A 24733-nucleotide genomic window follows, 5' to 3' on the forward strand; every position below is an offset into this window, starting at 1 on the left:
GAGGCGGCCGGACCTGCGGTTACTTCCGAGTCCTGGGTGGGGTCGACTACTGTCGGCACGTGAGCGGCGGGGCAGGGTAAGTGCAGAATGTGACGCACGGAACATCTGGCCGGTTCCCCCTATCGGGAACCCACTACCGGTGGGTAACGTCCGGTCGGTCCACATGGTGGCGATGGCGCCCAGAGGAGCAGCAGTCTTGCGCGAGTTCAGCCTTCCGGCCCTGTACGAGGTCCCGTCGGACGGGAACCTGACGGATCTCATCCGCCGCAACGCCGCTCAGCATCCAGACACCGCCGTCATGAGCCGCAAGGTCGACGGCCGGTGGCAGGACGTGACCGCGACCGAGTTCCTCGCCGAGGTCCGGGCCGCGGCCAAGGGCCTCATCGCGACCGGCATCCGGCCCGGCGACCGGGTCGCCCTCATTTCCCGCACCCGCTACGAGTGGGTGCTGTTCGACTTCGCGATCTGGAGCGCGGGCGGCGTCACCGTCCCCGTGTACGAGACCAGCTCTCCCGAGCAGGTCCAGTGGATCCTCGGTGACTCCGGCGCCGTCGCGGTCATCACGGAGAGCCCGGCGCACAGCGCGGCCGTGGCCTCGCTGCGCGACCGGCTGCCGGAGCTGCGCGAGGTCTGGGAGATCGAGCAGGGCGCGCTGGAGGCGCTGAAGACCGCCGGCGCGGAGATCTCCGACGCCGAGGTCGAGGAGCGCAGCAGCCTCGCCAACGCCGACGACGCGGCCACGATCGTCTACACCTCGGGTACCACCGGCCGCCCCAAGGGCTGTGTGCTGACCCACCGCAACTTCTTCGCCGAGTGCGGCAACGTGGTGGAGCGCCTCAGCCCGCTCTTCCGCACCGGCGACTGCTCGGTCCTGCTCTTCCTCCCGGCCGCGCACGTCTTCGGGCGCCTGGTGGAGGTGGCGGCCGTGCTGGCGCCGATCCGCCTGGGCTGCGTACCGGACATCAAGAACCTGACGGACGAGCTCCAGTCCTTCCGGCCCACGCTGATCCTCGGTGTCCCGCGCGTCTTCGAGAAGGTCTACAACTCGGCCCGCGCCAAGGCCCAGGCCGACGGCAAGGGCAAGATCTTCGACGCCGCGGCGGACACGGCGATCGCCTACAGCCGCGCGCTGGACCTTCCGGGCGGCCCGTCCTTCGGGCTGCGCCTGAAGCACAAGCTGTTCTCCAAGCTGGTCTACAGCAAGCTGCACACGGTCCTCGGCGGGCGCGGCGAGTACGCGATCTCCGGCGGTGCCCCGCTGGGCGAGCGGCTCGGCCACTTCTTCCGCGGCATCGGCTTCACGGTGCTGGAGGGCTACGGCCTCACCGAGTCCTGTGCGGCCACGGCCTTCAACCCGTGGGACAAGACGAAGATCGGTACGGTCGGCCAGCCGCTGCCCGGTTCCGTGGTGCGCATCGCGGACGACGGCGAGGTGCTGCTGCACGGCGAGCACATCTTCAAGGAGTACTGGAAGAACGAGACGGCGACCGCCGAGGCGCTGACCGACGGCTGGTTCCACACCGGCGACGTCGGCACCCTCGACGAGGACGGCTACCTCGCGATCACCGGCCGCAAGAAGGAACTCATCGTCACGGCGGGCGGCAAGAACGTCGCGCCGGCCGTCATCGAGGACCGGATCCGTGCGCACGCGCTGGTCGCGGAGTGCATGGTGGTGGGCGACGCGCGGCCCTTCGTGGCGGCGCTGGTCACCATCGACGAGGAGTTCCTCGTCCGGTGGGCCGCGGAGAACGGCAAGCCGGCCGGTGTGACGGCGGCGGAGCTGCGCGAGGACGCGGAGCTGATCGCCGCCGTCCAGAAGGCCGTGGATGACGGCAACGCGGCGGTTTCCAAGGCGGAATCGGTGCGGAAATTCCGCATTCTTCCCTCCCAGTTCACGGAGGAGTCGGGTCACATCACGCCGTCGCTGAAGCTGAAGCGCAATGTGGTGGCCAAGGACTTCGCGGACGAGATCGAGGCGCTCTACCGCGGCTAGTCCGCCGCTCTAGCGGGGCCCGCGGCCGGAGGCCGCTGTTAGCGGGGGTCGGCGAGGATCCGGGCCATGTTCCGTTCCGCGAGGGCGGTGATGGTCACGAACGGGTTCACGCCGAGCGATCCGGGGATCAGGGAGCTGTCGACCACGTACAGCCCCTGGTAGCCCTTGGCCCGCCCGTACACGTCGGTCGCGTCCCCGAGGACGCAGCCGCCGAGCGGGTGGTAGGTGAAGTTGTCGGCGAAGGCCCTGTTGTCGCCGAAGAGGTCGTACCGGTACATCGTGAAGTTCCGCCAGTTGATGCGGTCGAAGAGGTTCTTCGCCGCGTTGACCGAGGGCGTGTTCTGGTCCCGCCGCCAGTTGAGCCGGGCCGAGTCGGTGGCGGCGTCGTAGGTGAAGTGCCCGCGCTCCCGGTTCTTGGTGATGGCCAGGTACATCGAGATCCAGTGCTCGATGCCCATGGGGAGCGGGGCGATCTCGGCGAAGACCGGGTTCGAGGCGTTGTCCCAGTCGTCGATGCCCATCGCGGGCATGGTGGCCTGGTTGCAGCCGACCGTGTCCCACAGGTGGTTGGCGCGGGCGGTCATGACGTTGCCGTTGGGGCCCCAGCCGAGTCCGACCTTGTCGCTGAGCGCGGGCAGCGTCCCGGTCTCGCGGGCCCGCAGCAGGATCTCGGTGGTCCCCAGGCTCCCGGCGCCGAGGAAGAGCTGTTTGCAGCCGAGTTCGCGGACCTGGGTGACCCGTCCGGTGACGTCGCTGGTCCGTACGGTCAGGACGTATCCCCCGGCCGGGTCGGGCCGTACGCCGACCACGCGCTGCATGGTCTCGATGGTGACGTTGCCGGTGCCGATGGCGGCGGCGAGGTAGGTCTTGTCGACGCTCTTCTTGCCGTGGTTGTTGCCGTAGATGACCTCGCCGGCCAGGGCCGAGCGGGGGGCGGTGCCGGCGGCCTCGCGCTTCATGTACGCGAAGTCGTAGACGTTGGGGACGAAGACGGTCTTCAGGCCGGTGTTCTGGGCGTGCTTGCGGGAGATCCGGGCGAAGCGGTACCACTCAGTGGATTCAAACCAGGCCGGGTCGATGTCGTTCACCCCGAGCATGGCGCGGGCGCGGGCGTAGTAGGTGCCGTACATCTCGTCGGCGTCGACCTGGGGCAGCACCTCGGAGAAGTACGAGCGCCGGGGTGTCGGGGCCATGCCGCCGTTGACGAGCGATCCGCCGCCGACCCCGCGGCCGACGTACACGGACATGTCGCCGTAGTTCACGCGGTCGAGAACGCCAGGGTAGGGGCTGATGTCGCGGTTGACCACGTCGAGCCAGAGGAACTGGGCGAGCGGGGCCTCGGTGCGGTTGCGGAACCACATGGAGCGCTGGTCGGGCGCGGAGGTGGAGGGGAAGACCTTGCCGTCGGCCCCGGGGGTGTCCCAGAGCCGACCCATCTCCAGCACGACGGTACGCACGCCCGCCTGGCCGAGCCGCAGGGCGGCGACGGCGGATCCGTAGCCGGAGCCGACGACGATGGCGGGGGCGTACCGGGCGGCGGCGGGCTCCACGGCCGCGGCGGAGGCCGCCCCGATCCGGGTGAAGCCGAGCGCGGCGGCGGTCGAGAGGGCGCCGAGTCCCAGTAGTTGACGGCGCGTCAGGTTGGATGTCATGGCCGCATCATGGGCGGAATCCGGCCGTCCGCCCAGACGCGGTATTGACAGACATCTGAGGAACAGTCAGATGTGGCTGGGCAGTCCGTCGCCGGCGGCTCCGCTGTCGGGACTCCGCCCCGGCAGCGGTGGCGCGGCCGCAGAGCTACAGCAGCTCGCGCAGGCGTTCCGCCAGGAGGTCCCAGCGCCAGCGGTCCTCGACCCACGCTCGGCCGGCGGCGCCCATCCGCACCCGCAGTTCCGGATCCTTCAGCAGGGTGACGATCCGGTCCGCCGCCTCCTCCGGGGATCCGCCCCGCACGACCCAGCCCGTCTCACCGTCCAGCACCGCGTCCGGCGCCCCGCCCGAGTCGCCCGCGATCACCGGCAGGCCCGTGGCCGAGGCCTCCAGGTAGACGATGCCGAGCCCCTCCACGTCCAGCCCGCCCCGGCGGGTCCGGCACGGCATGGCGAAGACGTCACCCGCGCCGTAGTGGGCCGCGAGCTCCGACCACGGGACGGCTCCGGTGAAGACGACGGAGTCCGAGACCCCGGTGGAGACGGCCAGCTCCCGCAGGTCCGCCTCGTAGGGCCCCCCGCCCACGATCAGCAGTACCGCGTCCGGGACCACCGCCAGGATCCGCGGCATCGCCTCGATCAGCGTGTCCTGCCCCTTGCGCGGCACCAGCCGCGAGACGCAGACGACCACCGGCCGGTCCGTCAGCCCGAGCCGGGCCCGGACCTCCGCCCCGCCCGAGCCCGGGTGGAAGGTCTTCTCGTCCACCCCCGGCGGGAGCTGCACCATCCGGGCCGCCGCCCGGTCCGTCACCGCCGAGGCGATCCGCGAGCGCGTGTACTCCCCCAGGTAGGTCAGCGTGTCGGTGCCCTCGCCGATCCGGCGCAGCAACTGCCGCGCCGCCGGCAGCTGGGCCCAGCCCGCCTCGTGCCCGTGGGTGGTCGCCACGATCCGCCGCGCCCCCGCCCGCCGCAGCGCGGGGCCCATCAGCCCGAGCGGGGCCGCCGCCCCGAACCACACGGACTCGCAGCCGTGTTCGCGCAGCAGGCCCACCGCCCGCCGCGTCACGCGCGGGGTCGGCAGCAGCATCGTCGTACGGTCGCGGACGACCTGGAACGGCTGCTCCGCGTCGAAGGCCTCGGTGGCCTCGCGGCCCTCCGCGCTGTGCTTCCAGGTGGAGGCGTAGACGACGATCCGGTCGGGATCCAGCCGTAGTGCCATGTTGTGCAGGAAGGCCTGGATGCCGCCCGGTCGCGGCGGGAAGTCGTTGGTCACGATCAGCGTCTTGTGCATCGCTGCCAACGTACCGGACGCCCTCAGCGGAACTCCGCCCGCAGGGCCTCCTGCCAGTCCTTCGTCAATGCGTCAGGGTCCACTCCGAGGGCCTCGCGCACCGCCACCGGCCACGGCCCGCGCCCCGCCCTCCCGTACAGGTCCACGAGCGCCGCCTCGCCCCATCTCCCCGCGATCAGCCGGCAGGCCAGCCAGGCGCCCTCGTACGCCCGGGCCAGTGCCTCCGGGTCGCCGCCGAAGGCGAAGTCCTCCGACCGGGGCAGCCCGCCCGGCACCTCGCCCCGCCGTACGGCCCTGGCCAGCGCCGGGGCGGCCTGCGCCGGGGTGGCCGGGGTGCCGCGGTAGGCGGCCCAGTCCGCGAAGCCCTCGGAGAGCCACAGCGGTGTGGTGGCGGTGGTCGCCGCCCGGGTGGCCACATGGGTGACCTCGTGGGTCAGGATGACCCCGCGGCCCGCCGGGCTGAGCTCCGCCCACCCCTGCGGGTTCACGACGACCCGGTCGCCGGGGGCGGGGGCCGCGCCCACCCGGCCCGTCGTGACGGCCCCCATGCCCCGGTACTCGGCGGCCGGGCGGCCCAGCAGCTCCGCCATCCGCTCCAGGGATCCGGGAACCAGCACCACGGCCCGGCCCGCCCAGGGGCCCGGCCAGGCGGCGCTCGCCGCGGGCACCGCCCGGTCGGCCTCCGCCGCGATCGCGGACAGCGTCCCGGCGTCCTGTCCGACGCCCAGCACCAGCGCGTGCGCCCCGCGGACCACCGCCACCGGGCCCTGGTCCCACAGCTGCGGCAGCGCACCCGGCGCGGCCCGGTCCCCGGTGACGTGCCACCGCCCGCCGTCCCGGGTCAGGCGCACCTCGCGCGCAGACCCGGCCGCGGCCGCGTCGTAGCCGCTCAGCCGGTAGCGCAGCTCCGCCCGGGCGGTGGCCCCGGCGCCCTCCCGCCGGACCGCGGAGACCTCGTACGCCCATCCCTCCAGCGGGATCCCGGCGAGCTGCGCGGGCGGCGTCCGCGACCAGTCGGCGACGGCCTCCCGGATGTCCCGCTCGGCGCCGTCCCGCGGGGCCGGCGCGCCGCACCCGGCGAGCAGCGCGCTCAGCAGGAGCGGCAGCACGCGTACGAGGGACCGGCGGACGGGGGACATCCGACGATCGTACGCACGGGTGCGGTCAGGGGCGGGTCACCGAGGAGACGGGCATCATCCCGACGGGGTCGTAGCGGACCCGGGCCCCGGGGTACGGGGCGTGCACCACCTGGCCGTTGCCGACGTACATGCCGACGTGGCTGGCGTCCGAGCGGTACGTCACCAGGTCGCCGGGGCGGGCCTGCGAGAGCGGCACCTGCCGGCCGGCGTGCCGCTGGGCCTGGGAGGTGCGCGGCAGCGAGACCCCGGCCTGCCGGTACGACCAGACCATCAGCCCGGAGCAGTCGAAGCCGGAGGGGCCGGTGGAGCCCCACACGTACGGCCGGCCGACCGCTGCCCGGGCCGCCATCACGGCGGTCGCGGCGCGTCCGGAGGAGGGGCCGAGGGAGGACAGCTCGGGCAGTCCCTCGGGGCGGCCTCCGGAGCGCGATGCGCGTTCGTAGTCGGCCCGCTCCCCGGAGGGCATGGCGTTGAGCAGGCGCCGGGCGGCCGCGAGCTTCGCGGTGACGGAGCGCTTGTGCCGGGCCACGTCGGAGCGCAGGGCGTCGAGTTCGGCGAGTTTGCGGGAGGCCTCCTGGCGCTCCTGGCCGAGTTCGCGCTGCTCCTCGCGGAGTTCGTCGAGCTGCCGGGCCTGGCGGCCGGCCAGCCGGTCGAGCGCGGCGGCCCGCTCCAGGTAGGCGTCGGGGTTCTCCGCCAGCATCAGCCCGACGGCGGGGGCGATGCCGCCGCCGCGGTACTGGGCCCCGGCGAAGGTGCCGAGGACGCCCCGCATGGTGTTGATGCGCTCCTGGCCGCGGGCCACCGCGTCCTGGGCCCGGTTGACCTCGATGCGGAGCCGGTCGGCCTTCTCGCCGGCCTCGTTGAAGCGCTCGGTGGCCTGCTCGGCCTCTTCGAAGAGGCGGTCGACCTGGGCGCTGATGCCGGTTCTCGCCCCGCCGCCGGGTTCGTACGGGAGGCCGGGGGCCGCGTTCGCGGGTACGCCCGTCATGGCGACCGCGGCGGTGGCCGCGGCGGCGGTGAGGACGGTGACCGTCGTGTTCCGGTCGAGGCTGCCGAGCCCGGCCCGGCGATGGGACGCCACGTGAAACCGCTCCCTTCCGCTGTGCGGGGCCCGGGTCCGCCCCCCGTGGACGGCCGTGTGCCGGGTTCCGCGCTGGCAGACAGTAGCGGCGCGGCCACGCACCGGCCAACGGCCGTCGGCGGGCGCACATGCCGACGCCCCGCAGGAGACGCAGGTCACCGGCGGGGCGTGAGGTCAGAGGGAAGCCCTCGAATTCGCCCGGATGGGCGGTGTACGGCGCGCCCCGGACCGCGGGGCGGAGCGGATCAGCCGACCCGGACGCCGAACTGGAACGGCATGTTGTCCATGGACTCGTACTTGATGCCGCTGCGCGGGTTCGAGGCGTGCAGCGTCATGTTGTTGCCGGCGTAGAGGCCGACGTGGTGCAGGTCGTCGTAGAAGAAGACCAGGTCACCGGGCTGGAGCTGGCTGCGGCTGATGCGGGTGCCGTCGTTCACCTGGGTGAAGGTGGTGCGGCTGATGGTGACGCCGGCCTGCTTGTAGGCCCACTGCGTCAGCCCGGAGCAGTCGTAGACCGTGGGACCGGTGCCGCCGGACTGGTAGGTGAAGCCCAGCTTCGTCTTGGCGGCTTCGAGGGCGGCTCCGGCGCGGCCGGAGGCCTTGACGTTGCCGAGGTCGACGCGCTGGCTGTCGGCGCGGCTGGCGCGCGTGTCCTCGTCCTTGATCGCCGCGCGCTCCTGCGCGGTCAGGGTGTTGAGGAGGGCCTGGGCCGCGGCGAGCTTCTCGGTGGAGACCTTCTTCTTCTCGCCGAGCTCCTTGCGGGTGGCGTCGAGGTCGGCGAGCTTGCCGGCGGCCTCCTGGCGTTGCTGCGCGAGGGTGCGCTGCTTGTCCTGGATCCGCTGGACTCCCTCGACCTGCTTGGCGCTCAGGTGCTCCAGGGAGGAGGCCTTGTCGAGGTAGCTGTCGGGGTCCTCGGAGAGGAGGAGCGCGAGGGACGGGTCGATGCCGCCGCTGCGGTACTGGGCGCTGGCCATCGAACCGAGCGTGCTGCGAAGGTCGTTGAGCTCGCCCTGGCCGCGCGCGACCTGGTCCTGCAGCTGGCCTATCTCCTTCTCCAGCTTGTCCTGGCGCTCCTTGGCCCCGTTGAACTTCTCGGTGGCCTGCTCCGCCTCTTCGTAGAGCGCGTCGACCTGGCTCTTGACCTCGTCCTTGCTCGGCTTCGCCGGCGCGGCGGAGGCGCTCTGCGCGGTGAGGGCGACGGCTGCGGCCGCGACCGAGGTGAGCACGGTCACACGAGCGCGGTTCGGCTGCTTGGGTCGACGGTGGGACGCCACGAAGGCGAGCTCCTTCTTCCTGGGAGCCACCGAAGAACGCAACTCGGCAGCACCTTCGCCGCCACCCCGAATGAGTGATCTACCGCACGAAGGTTTGAGCAGACCCTAGTGACCCATCTGTGATCAGTTCAAATCCTGCCGGGAAAAAACTCGCCCTCCGACCACGTTCTTTACCTACAGTGCACGCTCTGTGCAAGTCACTTGACGGTGCGTCCCCCGCGAGTCCCACCAATTCGGGCATTGCGGCAAGGAGTTATGAAACGCGCGAAAGCCGCTTCAGAAGCAAAGCGGACGTCACGGGCCGGGCACCCGCCTTGGCCACCCCATCGGCGACCTCCCGGTCCGTGGAGACCACGACCACCGGCCGGCCGGGCGGTTCCGCACGCACCAACTGGCGGATCAGCTCGTCCGCCGTCACTCCGGCCTTGGAGAACAGCACCCGCACCCCGCGCGGCGGCGCGAGCAGCACCGGGGCCGCCAGTTCCGCCCCGTCGAAGACACAGGTCATCTCCGCGCCCGTCTGCGCGGCCAGCATCGACAGCCCGCCCAGCAGCCGCAGCCGCTGCTTCTCCAGCGGCATCGTCGGATAGCCCGTCTTGGTCACGTTGTACCCGTCGACCACCAGATGGGCCTGAGGCAGTGCCAACAACTGGTCCAGCAACGCCGGATCGGTCTCCGAGAGGGCCCGGGCCGCGATGTCCTTCGGCGTCATCCGGCCCGGCTCCACCGCGTCCACGGTGTCGGCCGGACGCGTCGAGACGGGCGGCAGGGCCAGCTCCCGGCGGAGCCCCTGGGCCGCGTCCAGCACGGTGTCCAGCAGCAGCCGCAGCCGCATGTCCTCGATGCTGCGCCCCTCGCGGGTGGCGCGGCGCGAGGTCTCCAGCGCCGTCTCCACCTCCGCGAGACGGGCCTTGAGCCGCCGGGTCTCGCTCTCGGCGGCGGCCACCCGGGCGGCCGCGTCACCGCGGATCCCGTCGATCTCCGCATTCACCTTGCGCAGGGCCGCGTCACCCCGCTTGACGTCGCTGAGGGCGCTGCGCAGCTTGCGCTGAAGCGATTCCGCTTCCTTGCGGGCCGCGTCCAGTTCGACCCGGACCTGCTCCCCGCCCGCGCGCTGCAGCTCCCGTGCGTGGGCCAGCTCCTCGCGCAGCCGCTCCAGCTCGCGCCGGGTCTCCTCGCCGACCCGCTCGGCATCGGCGCGCTGCGCCTCCTCGCCCGCGGCGGCCACCAGCTTGACCCAGCCGGCCGGCCGCAGGATGAAGGCGGCGGCCGCCACGTCCAGCGGATCCGCGGCGGCCGGGGGCGCGCCGGCCTCCAGCGCGGCGGCCAGGTCGGCCTGCGCCTCACGCAGCTTCTCGGCGACCCGGCTCCGGAACACGGCGTCGGTCTCGACCGCCGCGGCCATGGCGTTGCCGGCGAACTTGGCGCGCCGGGTCGGGGTGAACCGGGCGTACTGGCGCAGCTGCGCCGGGAGGTCCGCGACCGTCAGTCCGCCGAAGGCGTCCGAGACGAGCGCGACGACCCGGCGCCGCACGCCTTCCGGCAGCGGGTGGTCGAGCGCCTCGGCGGCGTCGCCGGCCGCATCGGCCGGCTCAGCGCCGCTTGCTGGCTCCACAATCCGTCACCCCTACCGTGATCTTCCTGTGGGTGCGCCTCCGTCAGGAGTCCGCGCCCGGCCTGTCCACGAGCTCGATCTGGTCCACCGCGTTGCACCAGCGGCAGCGGACCGACTCGATAGTCTCATTGACCACCTCGCGCTCCTCGACCTTGGGCTCCCCGGCGAGGTCCAGGTGGACGTACTCCACGACCTTCGACGAACGCGTCACGTCGAAGCGCGTGAGATTGCCGCACAGGGTGCAGCGCCACCGGGTGGTGTCGGTCGGCAGGGGAACCGTCATCAGGCCGCTCTCTCCTTCGTAGCTGATTCAATTAAAGCCGTCCGCGCCGCCGTATGCGTCGTCCTGCGGACCGCAGCTCGTAACCCTACGGCCTGCCACCGCTTCAGGTGGGTCCCCTTGCGTCATGCTCTGTCACATGATCGTAAGGTGGCGGACCGTTCGCGAGGCCGCCCGGGGACCGGTGGTCACCCATGCGCTGATCGCGGGCTGCGCCGTGGTGTTCGTACTCGGCCCGGCCTCGGGACTCAACCCGGCCTACGGGACGGGGGAAGAGCTGCTGTCCGCCGGGACGGCCTACTTCCGGCGCTGGGGCGTGGTCCCCGACGAGCTCTTCACGGGCAGCCCCCGCGCCTGGCTGACCCCGCTGACCGCGCTGTTCGTCCACGGCAGCTGGCTGCATCTGCTCGGGAACATGCTCTTTCTGTACGTTTTCGGCGCAATGGCGGAGGAACGGATGGGCCGTCCGGCGTTCCTCGTCTTCTACCTCTGTACGGGGTACCTGGCGATGGCGGCGTACGCGGCGGCCAACGCGGGCTCCCCGCAGACACTGATCGGGGCCTCCGGAGCCATCTCGGCCGTGCTGGGCGCCTTCCTCTTCCTGCTCCCGCGCGCGAGGGTGACGAGCCTGTTCCCGTTCCTCTTCTTCCTGCCGCTGCGGTTCCCCGCGTGGATGGTGCTGCTGTTCTGGTTCGCCCTCCAGTGGGTGGCGGCGCAGCGGGCCGGCAGCGGGCCGGGGGTCGCCTATCTGGCCCATCTGGTGGGCTTCTCGCTCGGGTTCCTCTACGCGTGGGCCCGCTATCGGGGTACGACTAGAGTGAGGCGACCAGCGACGGCCACCGAGGGAGACAGCCAGCCGTGATCACCGCGATCGTGCTCATCAAGACCAGCGTGGACCGGATCCCCGAGATCGCCGAGTCCATCGCCGCCCTCGAAAACGTCAGCGAGGTCTACTCCGTCACGGGGACGTACGACCTGATCGCGCTGGTCCGCGTGGCCCGTCACGAGAACCTGGCCGACATCATCCCCGGCCGCATCAGCAAGATCCCGGGCGTCGAGGCGACGGACACCCACGTGGCCTTCCGCACGTACTCGCAGCACGACCTGGAAGCGGCGTTCGCGATCGGTCTCGACGCGTAACGCCTCCGGCGCGGTCTGCGGTACGGCCCGGGCTCTGCCCGTCGCCCTGCGGGCGGCTCGGCGGTGTGCGGCTCGGCCGCGCCGTATCCCGGGCGCTGCCCGGACCCGCGCCGTTGCCCTGCGGGCGGCTTGGCGGTGTGCGGCTCGGCCGGATCCACGCCGGGCTCTGCCCGGACCCGCGCCTCAAACGCCGGCGGGGCTGAAGATGCGGGCCCGCGCCTCGGTGGTGGCGGGGCTGGAAGTGGCGGGCCTGTCGGCAAGGGGGCGGGGCGGGGTGCCGGGGCGGGGTGTCTCCTCGGCTCGGCGCGTGCGGGCATGTCTCGGCTGTACCCGGTGGTCGCGCGCTCGTCCTGCGGGGACACCCCACCCCGCCCCCCACCCCTCAGGCTGTCGAAGCCCACGGGGGATGGGAGCCGGTCTGTCGAAGCCCTGCCGTGGGGCGGGGACACGCAGGAGGGTCCCCGCAGGACGAGCGCGCAACCCAGGCCGTCTGGCAGAACCACGGCCGCCTGGCGCGAGCCGAGGAGACCCTCGTGCGGGGCACCGACCCACACCACCAAGCCCCGCCGGCGATTGAGGCGACCCGCCTCGGCAGGGAAGCCACACCACCAAGCCCCGCCGGCGATTGAGGCGCGGGTCCGGGCAGCGCCCGGCGTGGATCCGGACCCGCCGTACACCCCCGAGCCGCCCGCAGGGCAACCCGCAGGGCAACCCGCAGGGGCACCGGCCCCGCCGGCGATTGAGGCGGCCCGCCTCGGCAGGAGGAATCCACACCGCCGAGCCGGCTGCCAAGCCCCGCGCGCCGATTACCGCCGAGCACCCTGCAAGGACACGGCCGACACGCAGCGGCCCTCCTCCGTGCGGTACTGCCACTTCGCGCCGTCCGCGACGAGTTCCCGCACCGCGCGGACGAACCGCTCCACGTGCTCGTCCGGGGTGCCCGCGCCGAAGCTGACGCGGATCGCGTTCAGCGAGCGCTCCCCCGGCGCCGCCTCGGGGGCTCCGCATTCGCCCTGGGCCTGCGGCTCGCTGCCCAGCAGGGTGCGGACCAGCGGGTGGGCGCAGAACAGGCCGTCGCGGACGCCGATCCCGTACTCGGCGGACAGCGCGGCGGCGAAGTGGGAGCTGTTCCAGCCGTCCACCACGAAGGAGATGACGCCGACCCGCGGGGCGTCGTCCCCGAAGAGGGAGAGGATCCGGACCGCCGGGACCTCCGCCAGGCCGCTCCGGACCTTCGCGATGAGGTGCTGCTCGCGGGCGACGAGGTTCTCGAAGCCGGCCTCGGTCAGGGCCTTGCAGGCCGAGGCGATGGAGTAGACGCCGATGACGTTCGGGGAGCCGGCCTCGTGGCGGGCCGCGGTGGTGTGCCACTCGACGTCCACGCCGCCGTCCTCGCGCCGGGCCACCTTGCGGGAGGCCCCGCCGCCGGCCAGGTACGGCTGCGCTTCCTGCAGCCAGTCCGCGCGTCCGGCGAGCACGCCCGAGCCGAAGGGCGCGTACAGCTTGTGCCCGGAGAAGGCGACCCAGTCGACGTCCAGCTCCTGCACGGAGACGCGGTGGTGCGGGGCGAGTTGGGCGGCGTCCAGCACGATGCGCGCGCCGTGGGCGTGCGCGGCGGCGGCGAGTTCCTTGACCGGCCACAGCTCGCCGGTGACGTTGGAGGCGCCGGTGACGCAGACCAGGGCGGGACCGTACGGGTCGCGGTCGGCGAGCGCCCGCTCCAGGGTGGCGACGGCCTCGGCGGGGGTGCGCGGCGCGTTGAGGTAGGTGACCTGTGCGTCGACCCACGGCAGCAGGGAGGCGTGGTGCTCGGTCTCGAAGACGAACACCTGGCAGCCGGCGGGGAGTACGGCGGCGAGCAGGTTCAGCGAGTCGGTGGTGGACCGGGTGAAGACGACCTGGTCGGCGGGGCGGCAGTCGAGGAACTCGGCGACGGTGACCCGGCTCTGCTCGAAGAGGTCGGTGGAGAGCTGCGAGAGGTACCCGGCGCCGCGGTGCACGCTGCCGTAGTACGGGGCGTACGCGGCCACGTCGTCCCAGACCCGCTGCAGGGCGGGGGCGCTGGCCGCGTAGTCGAGGGCCGCGTAGGTGACCTCGCCCCCGGTGACGAGCGGGACCGTGACGTCGCGGCCGAGGACCGCGAGCGGCTCGGCACAGGCGGGGTCGACGGTGGCTGCGGCGGCGGTGGCGACGGCGGCGTTCAGGGTTGCGGACATGGCGGTATCTCCCGGCAGGCAGGGCTGAATGGCTTCGGTGTGCCCGTACGCGGGTACGGCGCTGCGGCCGTCCGGGGTACGGGAGAGTCCTCGGACCGCGGTGGGCGGGGGTACACGGAAGTGACCCTGATCCGAGGGTTGAAGTAGGGGCGGAGTCGCCCTATCGCATTCGCTTGCTCACGGAAAAAGCTCCTCGAGAAGACCAGGACCCCTGGTGTCGAGGGATCCGCGCTTGCCGTAGGCCTTGCTGCCTACGACCTGGTCATCACCCGGGGCACCCCGCCACGGAAGGAGGGTTGCCGGACAGCAAGCCGGGGCCTAAACGCTGTCACTCGTGACCTGTCCAGCATCCTGCCACAAGATCGACCGAACGCAAGACCCCGGTCCGAATGGCGGACCGGGGTCGTCGCTTTCACGCCGTTCTCACACCGCTACGCGTTGCTGGCCGTCACCCAGCGCTCCAGGGCGGCCCGCGCCGCACCCGAGTCGATGGACTCCGCCGCACGGGCGATACCGGCCGTGATCTGCTCCTCCAGGCTGCCCGGGCCCGGGTCGAGGGCCACCAGGGCCGCCGCCGAGTTCAGCAGCACGGCGTCGCGGACCGGTCCGGTCTCGCCGGCCAGCAGGCGGCGGGCCACGTCCGCGTTGTACGAGGGGTCCCCGCCAGCCAGGGCGGAGACGTCGACCAGGGAGATGCCCACGTCACGGGGGTCGAAGGCCCGCTCGGAGACCTTGCCGTCGCCGACCCACCAGATGCGCGAGGTCGACGTCGTGGTCAGTTCGTCCAGGCCGTCGTCACCGCGGAAGACCAGCGCGGAGGAGCCCCGCTCGGCGAGCACGCCCGCGATGATCGGGGCCATCCGGGGATCGGCCACGCCGGTCGCCTGGGCGCGCACCCGGGCCGGGTTGGTCAGCGGGCCCAGCGCGTTGAAGAAGGTCCGGATGCCCAGTTCCTTGCGGGCCGCGGCCACATGGCGCAGAGCCGGGTGGAACTTCACGGCGAAGCAGAAGGTGATGCCCGCCTCCTCGGCGACCTCCACGACCCGCTCCCGGCTCAGGTGGAGGTTCACCCCGAGCTTCTCCAGGACGTCCGAGGAGCCGCTCGCGGAGGACGCGGCCCGGTTGCCGTGCTTGACGACCTTGGCGCCGGTACCGGCCACCACGACCGCCGACATCGTGGAGATGTTCACCGTTTTGGCCCCGTCGCCGCCGGTGCCGACGATGTCCACCGTCCGGCCGGGCACCTCGATCAGGTTGGCGTGCGCGTACATCGCCCGTACGAGGCCGTTGATCTCCTCGACCGTCTCCCCCTTGGCCCGCAGCGCGACCGTGAAGCCGGCGATCTGGGCGTCGGTGGCCTCCCCCCGCATGATCCGGTCCATGGCCCAGGCGGTGTCCTCCGCGCGCAGGTCCTGGCCGGTCAGCAGAGCGTCGAGAAGGCCCGGCCAGCCACGGGCCGCCACGCTGTCGCCGCCTGCCGGGGTCGCAACGTTCATGGTCCGCTCCTGCTGTCGGTGGGCCGTCCCCATTCTCTGGCGCCCACGTCTGATCGGTCAGGGTTCAGCCTATCCAGCCCCGGTTACGGCAAAGAGCCCCGTCCAGACACTGGACGGGGCTCTCGCCGTGGCGACACCAGGACTGACCGAAATCAGTCCCTCATGCGTTCATACGGAGATCAGTGGTGGCCGTGGCCGGCCTGGATCTCCTTGTACTCCTCCGCCGTGGGCTTCGGAATCTGGTTGTTCTCGCCGTAGAAGCCCTTGCTGAGCTTCGCGCGCAGCTTCTCGGTGGCCTTCACCTTGCGCTCGACACCGTTCTCGTCGACCGTCGGGCCGATCTCGATCGGCTTGTACTGCTCGTGCGCGGTGAGCTTGTGCAGCTGGCCCGCCGGGAGCGGCTCGTGGACCTCGACGAACTCACCGTGCGGCAGGCGCTTGATGATGCCGGTCTCGCGACCGTGCAGCACCTTGTCGTGGTCCCGGCGCTGGAGGCCGAGGCAGATCCGCTTGGTGACGATGAAGGCGAGGACCGGGACGACGAAGAAGCCGATCCGGACGAACCAGGTGATCGAGTTGATCGACAGGTGGAAGTACTGGGCGAACATGTCGTTGCCACCGCCGATGAGGAGCACGATGTACTCCGCGATCCAGGCGACACCGAAGGCCGTGCGGGTCGGGACGTTGCGCGGGCGGTCCAGGATGTGGTGCTCGCGCTTGTCCCCGGTGACCCAGGACTCGATGAACGGCCAGACGGCGATCGCACCGAGCACCAGCGGGAAGAGCAGCAGCGGGATGAACACGCCCAGGACGAGCGTGTGGCCCCACATGTTGATCTCCCAGCCGGGCATGGCTCGGATCAGGCCTTCCGGCATACCCATGTACCAGTCGGGCTGCGCACCGGTGGACACGTGGTCCGGGCGGTACGGGCCGAGCGCCCAGATCGGGTTGATCGTGGCGATGGCCGCGACGGCCGAGATGACACCGAAGACCAGGAAGAAGAAGCCTCCGGCCTTGGCCATGTAGACCGGCAGCAGCGGCATGCCGACGACGTTGTTGTTCGTCTTGCCGGGACCCGCGAACTGGGTGTGCTTGTGGTAGAAGACCAGGATCAGGTGGGCCACGAGCAGGCCCATCATGATGCCGGGCAGCAGCAGGATGTGCACCGAGTAGAACCGCGCGACGAAGTCGCCGCCCGGGAACTCCCCGCCGAACAGGAACATCGACAGGTACGTGCCGACGACCGGGACGGACAGGATGGCGCCCTGCATGAAGCGGACACCGGTACCCGAGAGCAGGTCGTCCGGCAGCGAGTAACCGGTGAAGCCGGTGAACATGCCGAGGACCAGCAGCAGGAAGCCGAAGATCCAGTTGACCTCACGGGGCTTGCGGAACGCGCCGGTGAAGAAGACGCGCATCATGTGCACGATCATCGCCGCGACGAAGATCAGTGCCGCCCAGTGGTGGATCTGACGGATCAGCAGGCCACCGCGGACGTCGAAGCTGATGTCCAGCGTCGAGGCGAAGGCCTCGGACATCATGACGCCCTGCATCGGCACGTACGAGCCGTGGTACACGACCTCGTTCATGCTCGGGTGGAAGAACAGCGTCAGGTACACACCCGTGAGGATGATGATGATGAAGCTGTAGAGGCAGATCTCACCCAGCATGAAGGACCAGTGGTCCGGGAAGATCTTGCGCATGTTGGCCTTGGCCAGGCCGTAGATGCCCAGGCGGCCGTCCGCCCAGTCCGCTACGCGCTCGCCGGCCGGCGCTTTGCGCTCGTTGTTGTCGCTGGTGCTCATCCGCGCTCCCAGAATGCAGGACCGACGGGCACTTCGAAGTCGCCAAGCGCTTCGAGGAAGCCTTCGTCATTCACGCCGATCCGCAGCTGCGGAAGCGCGTGACCGGCCGGGCCGAAGATGACACGGGCGCCGTCGGAGAGGTCGAAGGTGGACTGGTGGCACGGGCAGAGCACGTGGTGCGTCTGCTGCTCGTACAGGCTGATCGGGCAGCCGACGTGGGTGCAGATCTTGGAGTAGGCCACGATCCCGTCGTGGGACCACTCCAGTTCCTTCTTGTCCTTGATGTCGTCCGGCTGGATACGGACGATCATCAGGGCGGCCTTGGCGATCTGGACCTGGAAGTCGTGCTGCTCCTCCTCCAGGCCTTCCGGCCTGGCGAAGGTCAGCGACCCGACGAGCACGTCCTCGGGACGCAGCGGCTCGTTGGTGTTGTCGTTGATGAGCAGCTTGCCCTTGGCCCACAGGGTCTTGCGGAGCTTCTCCTCCGGCAGCGGGCCCAGGTCGCGCAGCAGCATGACGCCGGCGAGCGGCACCATGGCCATCGCGCCGAGCAGCGTGTTGCGGATCAGCGGACGCCGGCCGATGCCGGACTCGTTCGCACCGTCGGCGAAGTCCTGCAGGACCTGCGCCTTGACCTCCGGCGGAGCGGCAATCTCGTGGCGCTCGGCGGCGACCTCCACGTCGGACATCAGGGTGCGGGCCCAGTGGACCGCGCCCGCGCCGATGCAGAAGAGGGCCACGCCCAGGGTCATGCCCAGGGAGAAGTTGAGCGCGCTGACCTTCCCGATGGGGAAGATGTAGACGATCTTGTCGACCGGGAAGATCACGTAGGACGCGATGAAGCCGATCGTCGCCAGCATCGACAGGATGAAGAGCATCGCGACGGTGCGCTCGGAGCGCTTCGCCGCCCGCTCGTCGATGTCCTGGATGCGGGGCTTGTGGACCGGCAGGCCCGGGTCGGCGAACGGGTCGTCCGCGACCGCTACGCCACCGTGGTGGGTGTCGCCCTGCTCGCTCGGCAGGTGCTTCTCTTCGGGAATCTCTTGGCTACTCATGACTTCTTGGCCTTAGCGGTGTGGGCCGCGACCCAGACGGCGACAGCGATCAGCGCACCCAGGGCGAAGATCCAGCCGAACAGACCCTCGGAGACGGGGCCGAGGCCACCGAGCTTCAGGCCGCCGGGGCTGGTCGACTTCTCGCCGTTGACGTTTTCCAGGTACGCGATGATGTCCTTCTTCTGCTTCTCCGGCATGGTGCTGTCGGGGAAGGAGGGCATGTTCTGCGGGCCGGTCTGCATGGCCTCGTAGATGTGCTTCGGCGAGACGCCCTCAAGGTTGGGGGCGTACTTGCCGTTCGTCAGCGCGCCGCCTTCGCCGGTGAAGTTGTGGCACTGCGCGCAGTTGTTGCGGAAGAGCTCACCACCGTTGGCGATGTCGGCGCCCGCCGGGTCGTACTGCTTCGCGGTCGGCGTGATCGGACCGGCGCCGAGGGACGCGATGTACGCGGCCAGCTGGTCGATCTGCGCCTGTTCGTAAATGACGGGCTTCTTCGGCACCTGGGCGCCGGGCTGCTGGGCGGGCATGCGGCCCGTGCTCACCTGGAAGTCGACGGCCGCGGAGCCGACGCCGACCAGGCTCGGGCCGTCAGAGGAACCCTGACCGCCGGTTCCGTGGCAGCTTGCGCAACCCACGGCGTAGAGCTTCTTGCCCTCCTCGATGGCGAGGGACTGGGCGGTTTCATCGGCCTGCGCCTTGCCCGCGGGGGCGAAGGCGGCGTACAGCCCCCCAGTGGCCGCCAGCGCGAGGAGTAGAACGACGACCGCCGCCAGCGGATGGCGTCGTCGTGCGGAGAGCTTTTTCACGGATTACCCCGGTGTCAGGATCTTCTGCGTCGGTGTGTCTGGATGGAGTGCCGGGTCTTGCCCGGTGACGTGTTCGCTACTTGATCAGGTAGATCGTCGCGAAGAGGCCGATCCAGACGACGTCGACGAAGTGCCAGTAGTAGGACACGACGATGGCCGACGTGGCCTGTTCGTGGGTGAACCTCTTGGCCGCGTACGTCCGGCCGAGGACCAGCAGGAAGGCGATGAGACCGCCCGTCACGTGCAGACCGTGGAAGCCGGTGGTCAGGTAGAACACCGAGCCGTAGGGGTCCGACGAGAGGGACAGGCCCTCATGCTTGACCAGCTCGGTGTACTCGAACACCTGGCCGCCAATGAAGATCGCACCCATGACGAACGTGATGATGAACCACGTCCGGAGCTTCTTCACGTCACCGCGCTCGGCGGCGAATACGCCGAGCTGGCAGGTGAGCGAGGAAAGCACCAGGATCGTCGTGTTCGTCGCCGAGAAGGGAAGATTCAGGGCCTCGGCCTGTTTCGTCCAGAACTCGGGACCCATCACGGATCGCAGGGTGAAGTACATCGCGAAGAGGGCCGCGAAGAACATCAGCTCGGAACTCAACCAGATGATGGTTCCGACGCTGACGAGGTTCGGCCGGTTGACCGTCGGGTGCGCGTGCCCGGTATCTACTGTCGTTGCTGTCGCCACGACCGACATTATGTCGGTCGCTTATCCCGCCCTCACCCCGGGGGGTGCCGTTCGGAGTGTCAGGGGCGTGTGCAAGGCCCGAACGGCCCATCAGACGAGCCCTGCACGCCGCCACCTGCGACATGTTCGAACCGATGTTGACGGCGCACCGGGAGGAGTAGCATCCCGCGCAACATCAACGTGATTCACGGCCACGTGGAGGAACGAAATGCGGGCGACTGCGCGGGTTCTGGTCTACAGCGACGACGCGGGCACCCGGGAGCAGGTGCGGCTGGCGGCAGGACGCAGGCCCGCCGCGGACCTGCCGCCGGTGGAGTTCCTGGAGTGCGCGACGCTGCCGGCGGTCCTGACGGAGCTGGACGCGGGCGGAATCGACGTGTGCGTGCTGGACGGCGAGGCCGTTCCGGCCGGAGGCATGGGTGTGTGCCGGCAGATCAAGGACGAGATCTTCCGGTGTCCGCCGGTGCTGCTGCTGATGGGGCGCCCGCAGGACGCCTGGCTGGCCACGTGGAGCCGCGCGGACGCCGCCGTGACCCTTCCGGTGGACCCGGTGCAGTTCGCGGACACCCTGGCGGGCCTCCTGAGGACCCGTCTGTCCCTGGACGCCTGATCCGTCCTACGGGCCCCGCGTGTGCCCGTGTGCGCCCCGCAGGGGCCCGTACGGGTGAATGAGCCGGGATTCTCCCCCCGGACGGCGTCCGGGGGGAGGGGGCGGCCCGGGGCCACCTAGACGGTGGGGCGCAGGCGGGCCTGGTCGACCGGGCTGCGGCCTTCCTGGGTGCCCTTGAGCAGGGCGCTGCCCTGGCGCCAGTCCTTCCAGTCCATGTTCCAGTCGCCGAAGCCGTTGCCGAAGACGTCCATGTCGTCGCCGATGCTGTTGATCACCTTGACGACGTCGCCCTCGGTGATGTTCTCGTAGAACCAGGCGGCGTTGCCGGTGCTCATGCCGGTGCAGCCGTGGCTGACGTTCTCGTAGCCCTGGGAGCCGACGGACCACGGCGCGGCGTGGACGTATTCACCACTCCAGGTGACGCGGGTGGCGTAGTAGACGGGCAGGTTGTAGTACTCGCTGCCGCCGATGCCGACGGTGTCCCCGCGCATCTGTACGTAGTACTGCTTGCCCAGCACCACCTTGATGCCGTTGCGGGTGGAGAAGCCGGGCTTTCCGGTGGTCACCGGAATGGTGTTGATCACTTCTCCGTTGCGCCGGAACGTGAGGTAGTGCGAGGAGGCGTCGGTGGTGACCTCGACCCGGTCCCCGATCTCCAGCTTCAGCGGCTTGGCGACGGCCCCGTGGAGCTCGTCGGTGATCCTGACGCCTTCCAGGTTGCTCCGCACGGAGACGGCGGAGTTGGCGGGCCAGTAGTCCTTGGGCCGGTAGTGGAGGTTCTTGTCGTCCACCCAGTGCCAGGCGCCCTCGACGCCGGGCGGCGTGTCGACGACGAGGCCCCGTTCCACGATGGCGCGGGCGGCCTTGTCCTTGACGGGCTCGCTGAGTTCGGCGGTGACGGGCTGCCCGACGCCGTACTTGCCCTCGTCCGGGCCGAACTCGACCTTCAGGATCCCCTTGGAGGGGGTGGTGTCGAAGGTGAGCGTGCGCTGCCCGGGGGCGCCCCGCTCGTCCTCGGTGCTCACGGTGACCGTGTAGCGGACGCCTGAGGCCATCGGGGTGGTGCTGTGCCAGCGGTCCCCCTTGGCGCTCAGTTCGCCCGCCAGGCGGCGGCCGTGGGTGTCCACGGCCAGCACATCGGTGATCCGGCCGCCGCCGCTCTTGGCGGTGATTTCGAGGGGCCGGTCGGGGTTCACGGGGCGGTTGCCGGCGCTCTGGTTGAAGGCGACCTGATCGCCCGCGTCGTACGGGCGGGCTGACAGCGGGTTCTTGTCGCCGGACCCGCATGCGGTGGCGCCGGCCCCGAGGGACGCGACCAGCAGGGAGCAGCTGAGTACCGTCCAAAGACGCGGTGAGTGCTTCATGGAGCCAACGCTATGAAAGTATGACAAATCCGGCGCGCGGGGTGACTGCAAACGAGGGGCCCGGGCTCCTCCCGAAGGAGGTGCCCGGGCCCCAAGTGCTGCGCGGCGCGGCCGCGAAGGTGCTGCTACTGGTTCTGGTTCTCACCGCGGTAGTACTCGTACACCCAGCCCCACAGGCCGATCACGATGATCGGGGCCGAGAAGTACATGAGCCACCAGCCGAAGATGACGCCCATGAACGCGAGCGCACCGCCGATGCCCAGCGAGAGCGGCTGCCAGCTGTGCGGGGAGAAGAACCCCAGCTCGCCCGCCTCGTCGGCGACGTCGGCCTCCAGGTTGTCCTGGGCCATCTCGTCGACACGCTTGGCCGTGAAGGCCAGGTAGTAGCCGATCATGACGCTCAGGCCGAAGGCCAGGAAGAGCGCGGTGGTACCGACGGGCTCCTTCGACCACACGCCGTACACGACGGCCATGATCAGGATGAAGAAGGAGAGCCAGAGGAACATCTTGCCCTGGATCTTCACTTGTCGGCCTCCTTGCCACCGGTGACGGCCTTGGCGGCGACGCTGTGGTCCTCGAGGTGGTCGAGGGCCGCGATCTCAGGGTGGTGCAGGTCGAACGCCGGGGATTCGGAACGGATCCGCGGCAGGGTGAGGAAGTTGTGCCGCGGCGGCGGGCAGGACGTCGCCCACTCGAGCGAACGGCCGTAACCCCACGGGTCGTCGACCTCGATCTTCTCGCCGTACTTGGCCGTCTTCCAGACGTTGTACATGAACGGCAGCATCGACAGGCCGAGCACGAACGAGCTGATCGTCGAGATCGTGTTCAGCGCGGTGAAACCGTCGGCGGCGAGGTAGTCCGCGTAACGACGCGGCATGCCCTCGGCACCCAGCCAGTGCTGCACCAGGAAGGTGCCGTGGAAGCCGATGAACAGCGTCCAGAACGTCATCTTGCCCAGGCGCTCGTCCAGCATCTTGCCCGTGAACTTCGGCCACCAGAAGTGGAAGCCGGCGAACATCGCGAACACCACGGTGCCGAAGACGACGTAGTGGAAGTGCGCGACGACGAAGTACGAGTCGGAGACGTGGAAGTCCATCGGGGGCGAGGCCAGGATGACGCCGGTCAGACCACCGAAGGTGAAGGTGACCAGGAAGCCGATCGTCCAGAGCATCGGGGTCTCGAAGGACAGCGAGCCCTTCCACATGGTGCCGATCCAGTTGAAGAACTTCACACCGGTCGGTACCGCGATCAGGAAGGTCATGAAGGAGAAGAACGGCAGCAGCACACCACCGGTGACGTACATGTGATGGGCCCACACGGTCACGGAGAGGCCCGCGATCGCGATCGTCGCGGCGATCAGGCCGATGTAGCCGAACATCGGCTTACGGCTGAAGACCGGGATGATCTCGGAGACGATTCCGAAGAACGGCAGCGCGATGATGTACACCTCTGGATGCCCGAAGAACCAGAAGAGGTGCTGCCAGAGCAATGCGCCGCCGTTCGCGGCATCGAACACATGCGCACCGAACTTGCGGTCGGCCTCCAGCGCGAAGAGTGCGGCGGCCAGCACCGGGAAGGCGAGCAGGACCAGGACACCGGTCAGCAGCACGTTCCAGGTGAAGATCGGCATGCGGAACATCGTCATGCCGGGTGCGCGCATGCAGATGATCGTGGTGATGAAGTTGACCGAGCCGAGGATGGTTCCGAAGCCGGAGAAGGCCAGACCCATGATCCACATGTCGGCGCCGATGCCCGGCGACCGGACCGCGTCCGACAGCGGGGAGTAGGCGAACCAGCCGAAGTCCGCGGCGCCGTTCGGCGTCACGAAGCCGGCCACCGCGATGGTCGAGCCGAAGAGGTACAGCCAGTACGCGAACATGTTCAGCCGCGGGAACGCCACGTCGGGCGCGCCGATCTGCAGCGGCATGATCCAGTTGGCGAAGCCCGCGAAGAGCGGGGTGGCGAACATCAGCAGCATGATCGTGCCATGCATGGTGAACGCCTGGTTGAACTGCTCGTTCGACATGATCTGCGTGCCCGGACGGGCCAGCTCGGCGCGCATGAAGAGCGCCAGCACGCCGCCGATGATGAAGAACACGAACGACGTGACCAGGTACATCGTGCCGATGGTCTTGTGGTCGGTCGTGGTCAGCCACTTCACGACCACATTGCCCGGCTGCTTGCGCCGTACCGGCAGCTCGTTCTCATACGAGTCGGCGGCGGCACCCTGGGATTCGTTGAGGATGCTCACAGTTTGTTCACTTCCGCATTCCGGGCCGGGTCGGTCTGCTGGATGCCGGCCGGGAGGTAGCCGGTCTGACCCTTCTCCGCCAGATCCTTCAGGTACGCCCGGTACTCCTCGGGGGAGACCACCTTGACGTTGAAGAGCATCCGGGAGTGGTCAACGCCGCAGAGCTCGGCGCACTTGCCCATGAAGGTGCCGTATTCGGACGGGGTGACCTCGAAGACGTTGGTGTGGCCCGGAATGACGTCCTGCTTGAACAGGAACGGGACCACCCAGAAGGAGTGGATCACGTCGTTCGACGACAGGATGAAACGGACCTTCTCGCCCTTGGGGAGGACCAGGGTCGGACCCGGGTTGCCCGTCTGGGGGTTCTTGTCCCCCGGGACACCCTTCTGGTAGACGCCCTCGGCGCCCGCCGGGAAGTCCTTGGTGAAGCGGTCCGGGATGGAGGCCAGCTCCTTGGGGACCGCGCCCGCCTTCGGGGTCGCCGCGTCGCCGTCGACGTTCTCGACGTAGTTGAAGCCCCAGCTCCACTGGAAGCCGATCACGTTGATCGTGTGCGGCGGCTTCGGGGTGAGGGCCAGGAGCTTCGACTCGTCACGAGCGGTGAAGTAGAAGAGCACCGAGACGATGATGAGCGGGACCACGGTGTACAGCGCCTCGATGGGCATGTTGTACCGGGTCTGCGCGGGGACCTCGATCTTCGTCCGGCTGCGCCGGTGGAAGATGACGCTCCAGATGATCAGGCCCCACACGAGGATGCCCGTGACCAGCGCGGCCGCCCAGGATCCCTGCCACAGGGAGAGGATGCGCGGCGCCTCCTCGGTTACCGGAGTCGGCATTCCGAGGCGGGGGAAGTCTTTCCATGTATACGAGCAACCAGTGGCGGTCGCCAGGACCACGCCCGCAGTCAGCGCCTGCAGCAGCTTCCGCCGCATCGGGCGCCGCGGCGAGCGGTCGGAGCCGTAGGGACTCACGTAGCGCCT

At 70.1% G+C, this 24733-nt stretch carries 21 protein-coding genes and 1 riboswitch; of the genes, 4 read left to right on the top strand and 17 right to left on the bottom strand.

Translation table 11 applies throughout. The features are described 5' to 3' along the window. The first annotated feature begins 196 nt into the window (after positions 1–196). Entirely contained in the window at positions 197–1993 is a 1797-nt protein-coding gene (locus ACFY04_RS01560; protein ID WP_389113687.1) for an AMP-dependent synthetase/ligase, read from the top strand. Positions 1994–2031: 38 nt separating this feature from the next. On the opposite strand, the gene ACFY04_RS01565 is transcribed toward ACFY04_RS01560, so the two are convergent. From ACFY04_RS01565 to ACFY04_RS01595, 7 genes are all read right to left on the bottom strand, one after another. Further along, positions 2032–3645, bottom strand: a complete 1614-nt coding sequence (locus ACFY04_RS01565; protein WP_389113688.1) for a GMC oxidoreductase — start codon at positions 3643–3645, stop codon at positions 2032–2034. 145 nt (positions 3646–3790) lie between these two features. Next, positions 3791–4933, bottom strand: a complete 1143-nt coding sequence (locus ACFY04_RS01570; RefSeq protein WP_389113689.1) for a glycosyltransferase family 4 protein — start codon at positions 4931–4933, stop codon at positions 3791–3793. A gap of 23 nt (positions 4934–4956) precedes the next feature. Beyond that, positions 4957–6072, bottom strand: coding sequence for a hypothetical protein (locus tag ACFY04_RS01575; protein ID WP_389113690.1), 1116 nt, complete (start codon positions 6070–6072; stop codon positions 4957–4959). A gap of 25 nt (positions 6073–6097) precedes the next feature. Continuing rightward, positions 6098–7153 (bottom strand): NlpC/P60 family protein, encoded by a 1056-nt coding sequence (locus tag ACFY04_RS01580; protein WP_389113691.1) that lies wholly within the window; start codon positions 7151–7153, stop codon positions 6098–6100. Positions 7154–7398: 245 nt separating this feature from the next. Beyond that, a complete protein-coding gene (locus ACFY04_RS01585) occupies positions 7399–8427 on the bottom strand; it encodes an NlpC/P60 family protein (RefSeq protein ID WP_389113911.1) in 1029 nt (342 codons plus the stop codon). A gap of 253 nt (positions 8428–8680) precedes the next feature. Continuing rightward, positions 8681–10045, bottom strand: a complete 1365-nt coding sequence (locus ACFY04_RS01590; RefSeq protein WP_301374747.1) for an NYN domain-containing protein — start codon at positions 10043–10045, stop codon at positions 8681–8683. A 40-nt stretch (positions 10046–10085) separates the two neighbouring features. Further along, positions 10086–10325, bottom strand: coding sequence for a hypothetical protein (locus ACFY04_RS01595; RefSeq protein ID WP_008738811.1), 240 nt, complete (start codon positions 10323–10325; stop codon positions 10086–10088). Positions 10326–10449: 124 nt separating this feature from the next. On the opposite strand from ACFY04_RS01595, the gene ACFY04_RS01600 reads away from it, so the two are divergent. Together ACFY04_RS01600 and ACFY04_RS01605 are read left to right on the top strand one after the other, a co-directional pair. Further along, the gene (locus ACFY04_RS01600) at positions 10450–11184 is read left to right on the top strand and encodes a rhomboid family intramembrane serine protease (protein ID WP_389113692.1); all 735 of its coding nucleotides are present in this window, start codon (positions 10450–10452) and stop codon (positions 11182–11184) included. Continuing rightward, the gene (locus tag ACFY04_RS01605; RefSeq protein ID WP_030013053.1) at positions 11181–11462 is read left to right on the top strand and encodes an Lrp/AsnC family transcriptional regulator; all 282 of its coding nucleotides are present in this window, start codon (positions 11181–11183) and stop codon (positions 11460–11462) included. Before ACFY04_RS01600 ends, ACFY04_RS01605 begins: the two co-directional genes overlap by 4 nt. Positions 11463–12268: 806 nt before the next feature. On the opposite strand, the gene ACFY04_RS01610 is transcribed toward ACFY04_RS01605, so the two are convergent. From ACFY04_RS01610 to ACFY04_RS01635, 6 genes are all read right to left on the bottom strand, one after another. Beyond that, the gene (locus tag ACFY04_RS01610; RefSeq protein WP_389113693.1) at positions 12269–13678 is read right to left on the bottom strand and encodes an aminotransferase class V-fold PLP-dependent enzyme; all 1410 of its coding nucleotides are present in this window, start codon (positions 13676–13678) and stop codon (positions 12269–12271) included. A 223-nt stretch (positions 13679–13901) separates the two neighbouring features. Further along, a riboswitch (SAM riboswitch) is annotated at positions 13902–14018 on the bottom strand. A gap of 91 nt (positions 14019–14109) precedes the next feature. After that, positions 14110–15174 carry an anthranilate phosphoribosyltransferase gene (gene trpD, locus ACFY04_RS01615; RefSeq protein ID WP_389113694.1) on the bottom strand — a complete coding sequence of 355 codons (1065 nt, stop codon included), beginning with the start codon at positions 15172–15174 and terminating at the stop codon, positions 14110–14112. Positions 15175–15353: 179 nt separating this feature from the next. Next, positions 15354–16979 (bottom strand): cytochrome bc complex cytochrome b subunit, encoded by a 1626-nt coding sequence (locus ACFY04_RS01620; protein WP_389113695.1) that lies wholly within the window; start codon positions 16977–16979, stop codon positions 15354–15356. Beyond that, positions 16976–18034 carry a Rieske 2Fe-2S domain-containing protein gene (locus tag ACFY04_RS01625; protein ID WP_389113696.1) on the bottom strand — a complete coding sequence of 353 codons (1059 nt, stop codon included), beginning with the start codon at positions 18032–18034 and terminating at the stop codon, positions 16976–16978. Before ACFY04_RS01625 ends, ACFY04_RS01620 begins: the two co-directional genes overlap by 4 nt. Continuing rightward, positions 18031–18840 carry a c-type cytochrome gene (locus ACFY04_RS01630; protein ID WP_389113697.1) on the bottom strand — a complete coding sequence of 270 codons (810 nt, stop codon included), beginning with the start codon at positions 18838–18840 and terminating at the stop codon, positions 18031–18033. The genes ACFY04_RS01625 and ACFY04_RS01630 overlap by 4 nt, the downstream gene beginning before the upstream one ends. Before the next feature lie 76 nt (positions 18841–18916). Further along, the gene (locus tag ACFY04_RS01635; RefSeq protein ID WP_266390758.1) at positions 18917–19537 is read right to left on the bottom strand and encodes a heme-copper oxidase subunit III; all 621 of its coding nucleotides are present in this window, start codon (positions 19535–19537) and stop codon (positions 18917–18919) included. Positions 19538–19736: 199 nt separating this feature from the next. Here ACFY04_RS01635 and ACFY04_RS01640 point away from each other — a divergent pair, with 199 nt between their 5' ends. Beyond that, the gene (locus ACFY04_RS01640; RefSeq protein ID WP_266597477.1) at positions 19737–20138 is read left to right on the top strand and encodes a hypothetical protein; all 402 of its coding nucleotides are present in this window, start codon (positions 19737–19739) and stop codon (positions 20136–20138) included. A gap of 116 nt (positions 20139–20254) precedes the next feature. On the opposite strand, the gene ACFY04_RS01645 is transcribed toward ACFY04_RS01640, so the two are convergent. The 4 genes from ACFY04_RS01645 to coxB form a co-directional block, all read right to left on the bottom strand. Next, entirely contained in the window at positions 20255–21502 is a 1248-nt protein-coding gene (locus tag ACFY04_RS01645; protein WP_389113698.1) for an Ig-like domain-containing protein, read from the bottom strand. Positions 21503–21627: 125 nt separating this feature from the next. Then, complete coding sequence (locus ACFY04_RS01650; protein WP_030291781.1) at positions 21628–22026, bottom strand: cytochrome c oxidase subunit 4; 399 nt, start codon at positions 22024–22026, stop codon at positions 21628–21630. Next, positions 22023–23753 carry a cytochrome c oxidase subunit I gene (gene ctaD / locus ACFY04_RS01655; protein ID WP_373038822.1) on the bottom strand — a complete coding sequence of 577 codons (1731 nt, stop codon included), beginning with the start codon at positions 23751–23753 and terminating at the stop codon, positions 22023–22025. The genes ACFY04_RS01650 and ctaD overlap by 4 nt, the downstream gene beginning before the upstream one ends. Then, positions 23750–24724, bottom strand: coding sequence for a cytochrome c oxidase subunit II (gene coxB, locus ACFY04_RS01660; RefSeq protein WP_301371635.1), 975 nt, complete (start codon positions 24722–24724; stop codon positions 23750–23752). The genes ctaD and coxB overlap by 4 nt, the downstream gene beginning before the upstream one ends. Between the last annotated feature and the right edge of the window lie 9 nt (positions 24725–24733).

Source organism: Streptomyces sp. NPDC001549, from assembly GCF_042894025.1.
Classification (GTDB): Bacteria; Actinomycetota; Actinomycetes; order Streptomycetales; family Streptomycetaceae; genus Streptomyces; species Streptomyces kutzneri.

Coding starts and splice junctions, on each gene's coding strand:
- ACFY04_RS01595 (WP_008738811.1), bottom strand. CDS start 10,325: ATGACGGTTCCCCTGCCGACCGACACCACCCGGTGGCGCTGCACCCTG.
- ACFY04_RS01610 (WP_389113693.1), bottom strand. CDS start 13,678: ATGTCCGCAACCCTGAACGCCGCCGTCGCCACCGCCGCCGCAGCCACC.
- ACFY04_RS01575 (WP_389113690.1), bottom strand. CDS start 6,072: ATGTCCCCCGTCCGCCGGTCCCTCGTACGCGTGCTGCCGCTCCTGCTG.
- ACFY04_RS01565 (WP_389113688.1), bottom strand. CDS start 3,645: ATGACATCCAACCTGACGCGCCGTCAACTACTGGGACTCGGCGCCCTC.
- ACFY04_RS01645 (WP_389113698.1), bottom strand. CDS start 21,502: ATGAAGCACTCACCGCGTCTTTGGACGGTACTCAGCTGCTCCCTGCTG.
- trpD (WP_389113694.1), bottom strand. CDS start 15,174: ATGAACGTTGCGACCCCGGCAGGCGGCGACAGCGTGGCGGCCCGTGGC.
- ACFY04_RS01625 (WP_389113696.1), bottom strand. CDS start 18,034: ATGAGTAGCCAAGAGATTCCCGAAGAGAAGCACCTGCCGAGCGAGCAG.
- ACFY04_RS01640 (WP_266597477.1), top strand. CDS start 19,737: ATGCGGGCGACTGCGCGGGTTCTGGTCTACAGCGACGACGCGGGCACC.
- ACFY04_RS01620 (WP_389113695.1), bottom strand. CDS start 16,979: ATGAGCACCAGCGACAACAACGAGCGCAAAGCGCCGGCCGGCGAGCGC.
- ACFY04_RS01570 (WP_389113689.1), bottom strand. CDS start 4,933: ATGCACAAGACGCTGATCGTGACCAACGACTTCCCGCCGCGACCGGGC.
- ACFY04_RS01635 (WP_266390758.1), bottom strand. CDS start 19,537: ATGTCGGTCGTGGCGACAGCAACGACAGTAGATACCGGGCACGCGCAC.
- ACFY04_RS01600 (WP_389113692.1), top strand. CDS start 10,450: ATGCTCTGTCACATGATCGTAAGGTGGCGGACCGTTCGCGAGGCCGCC.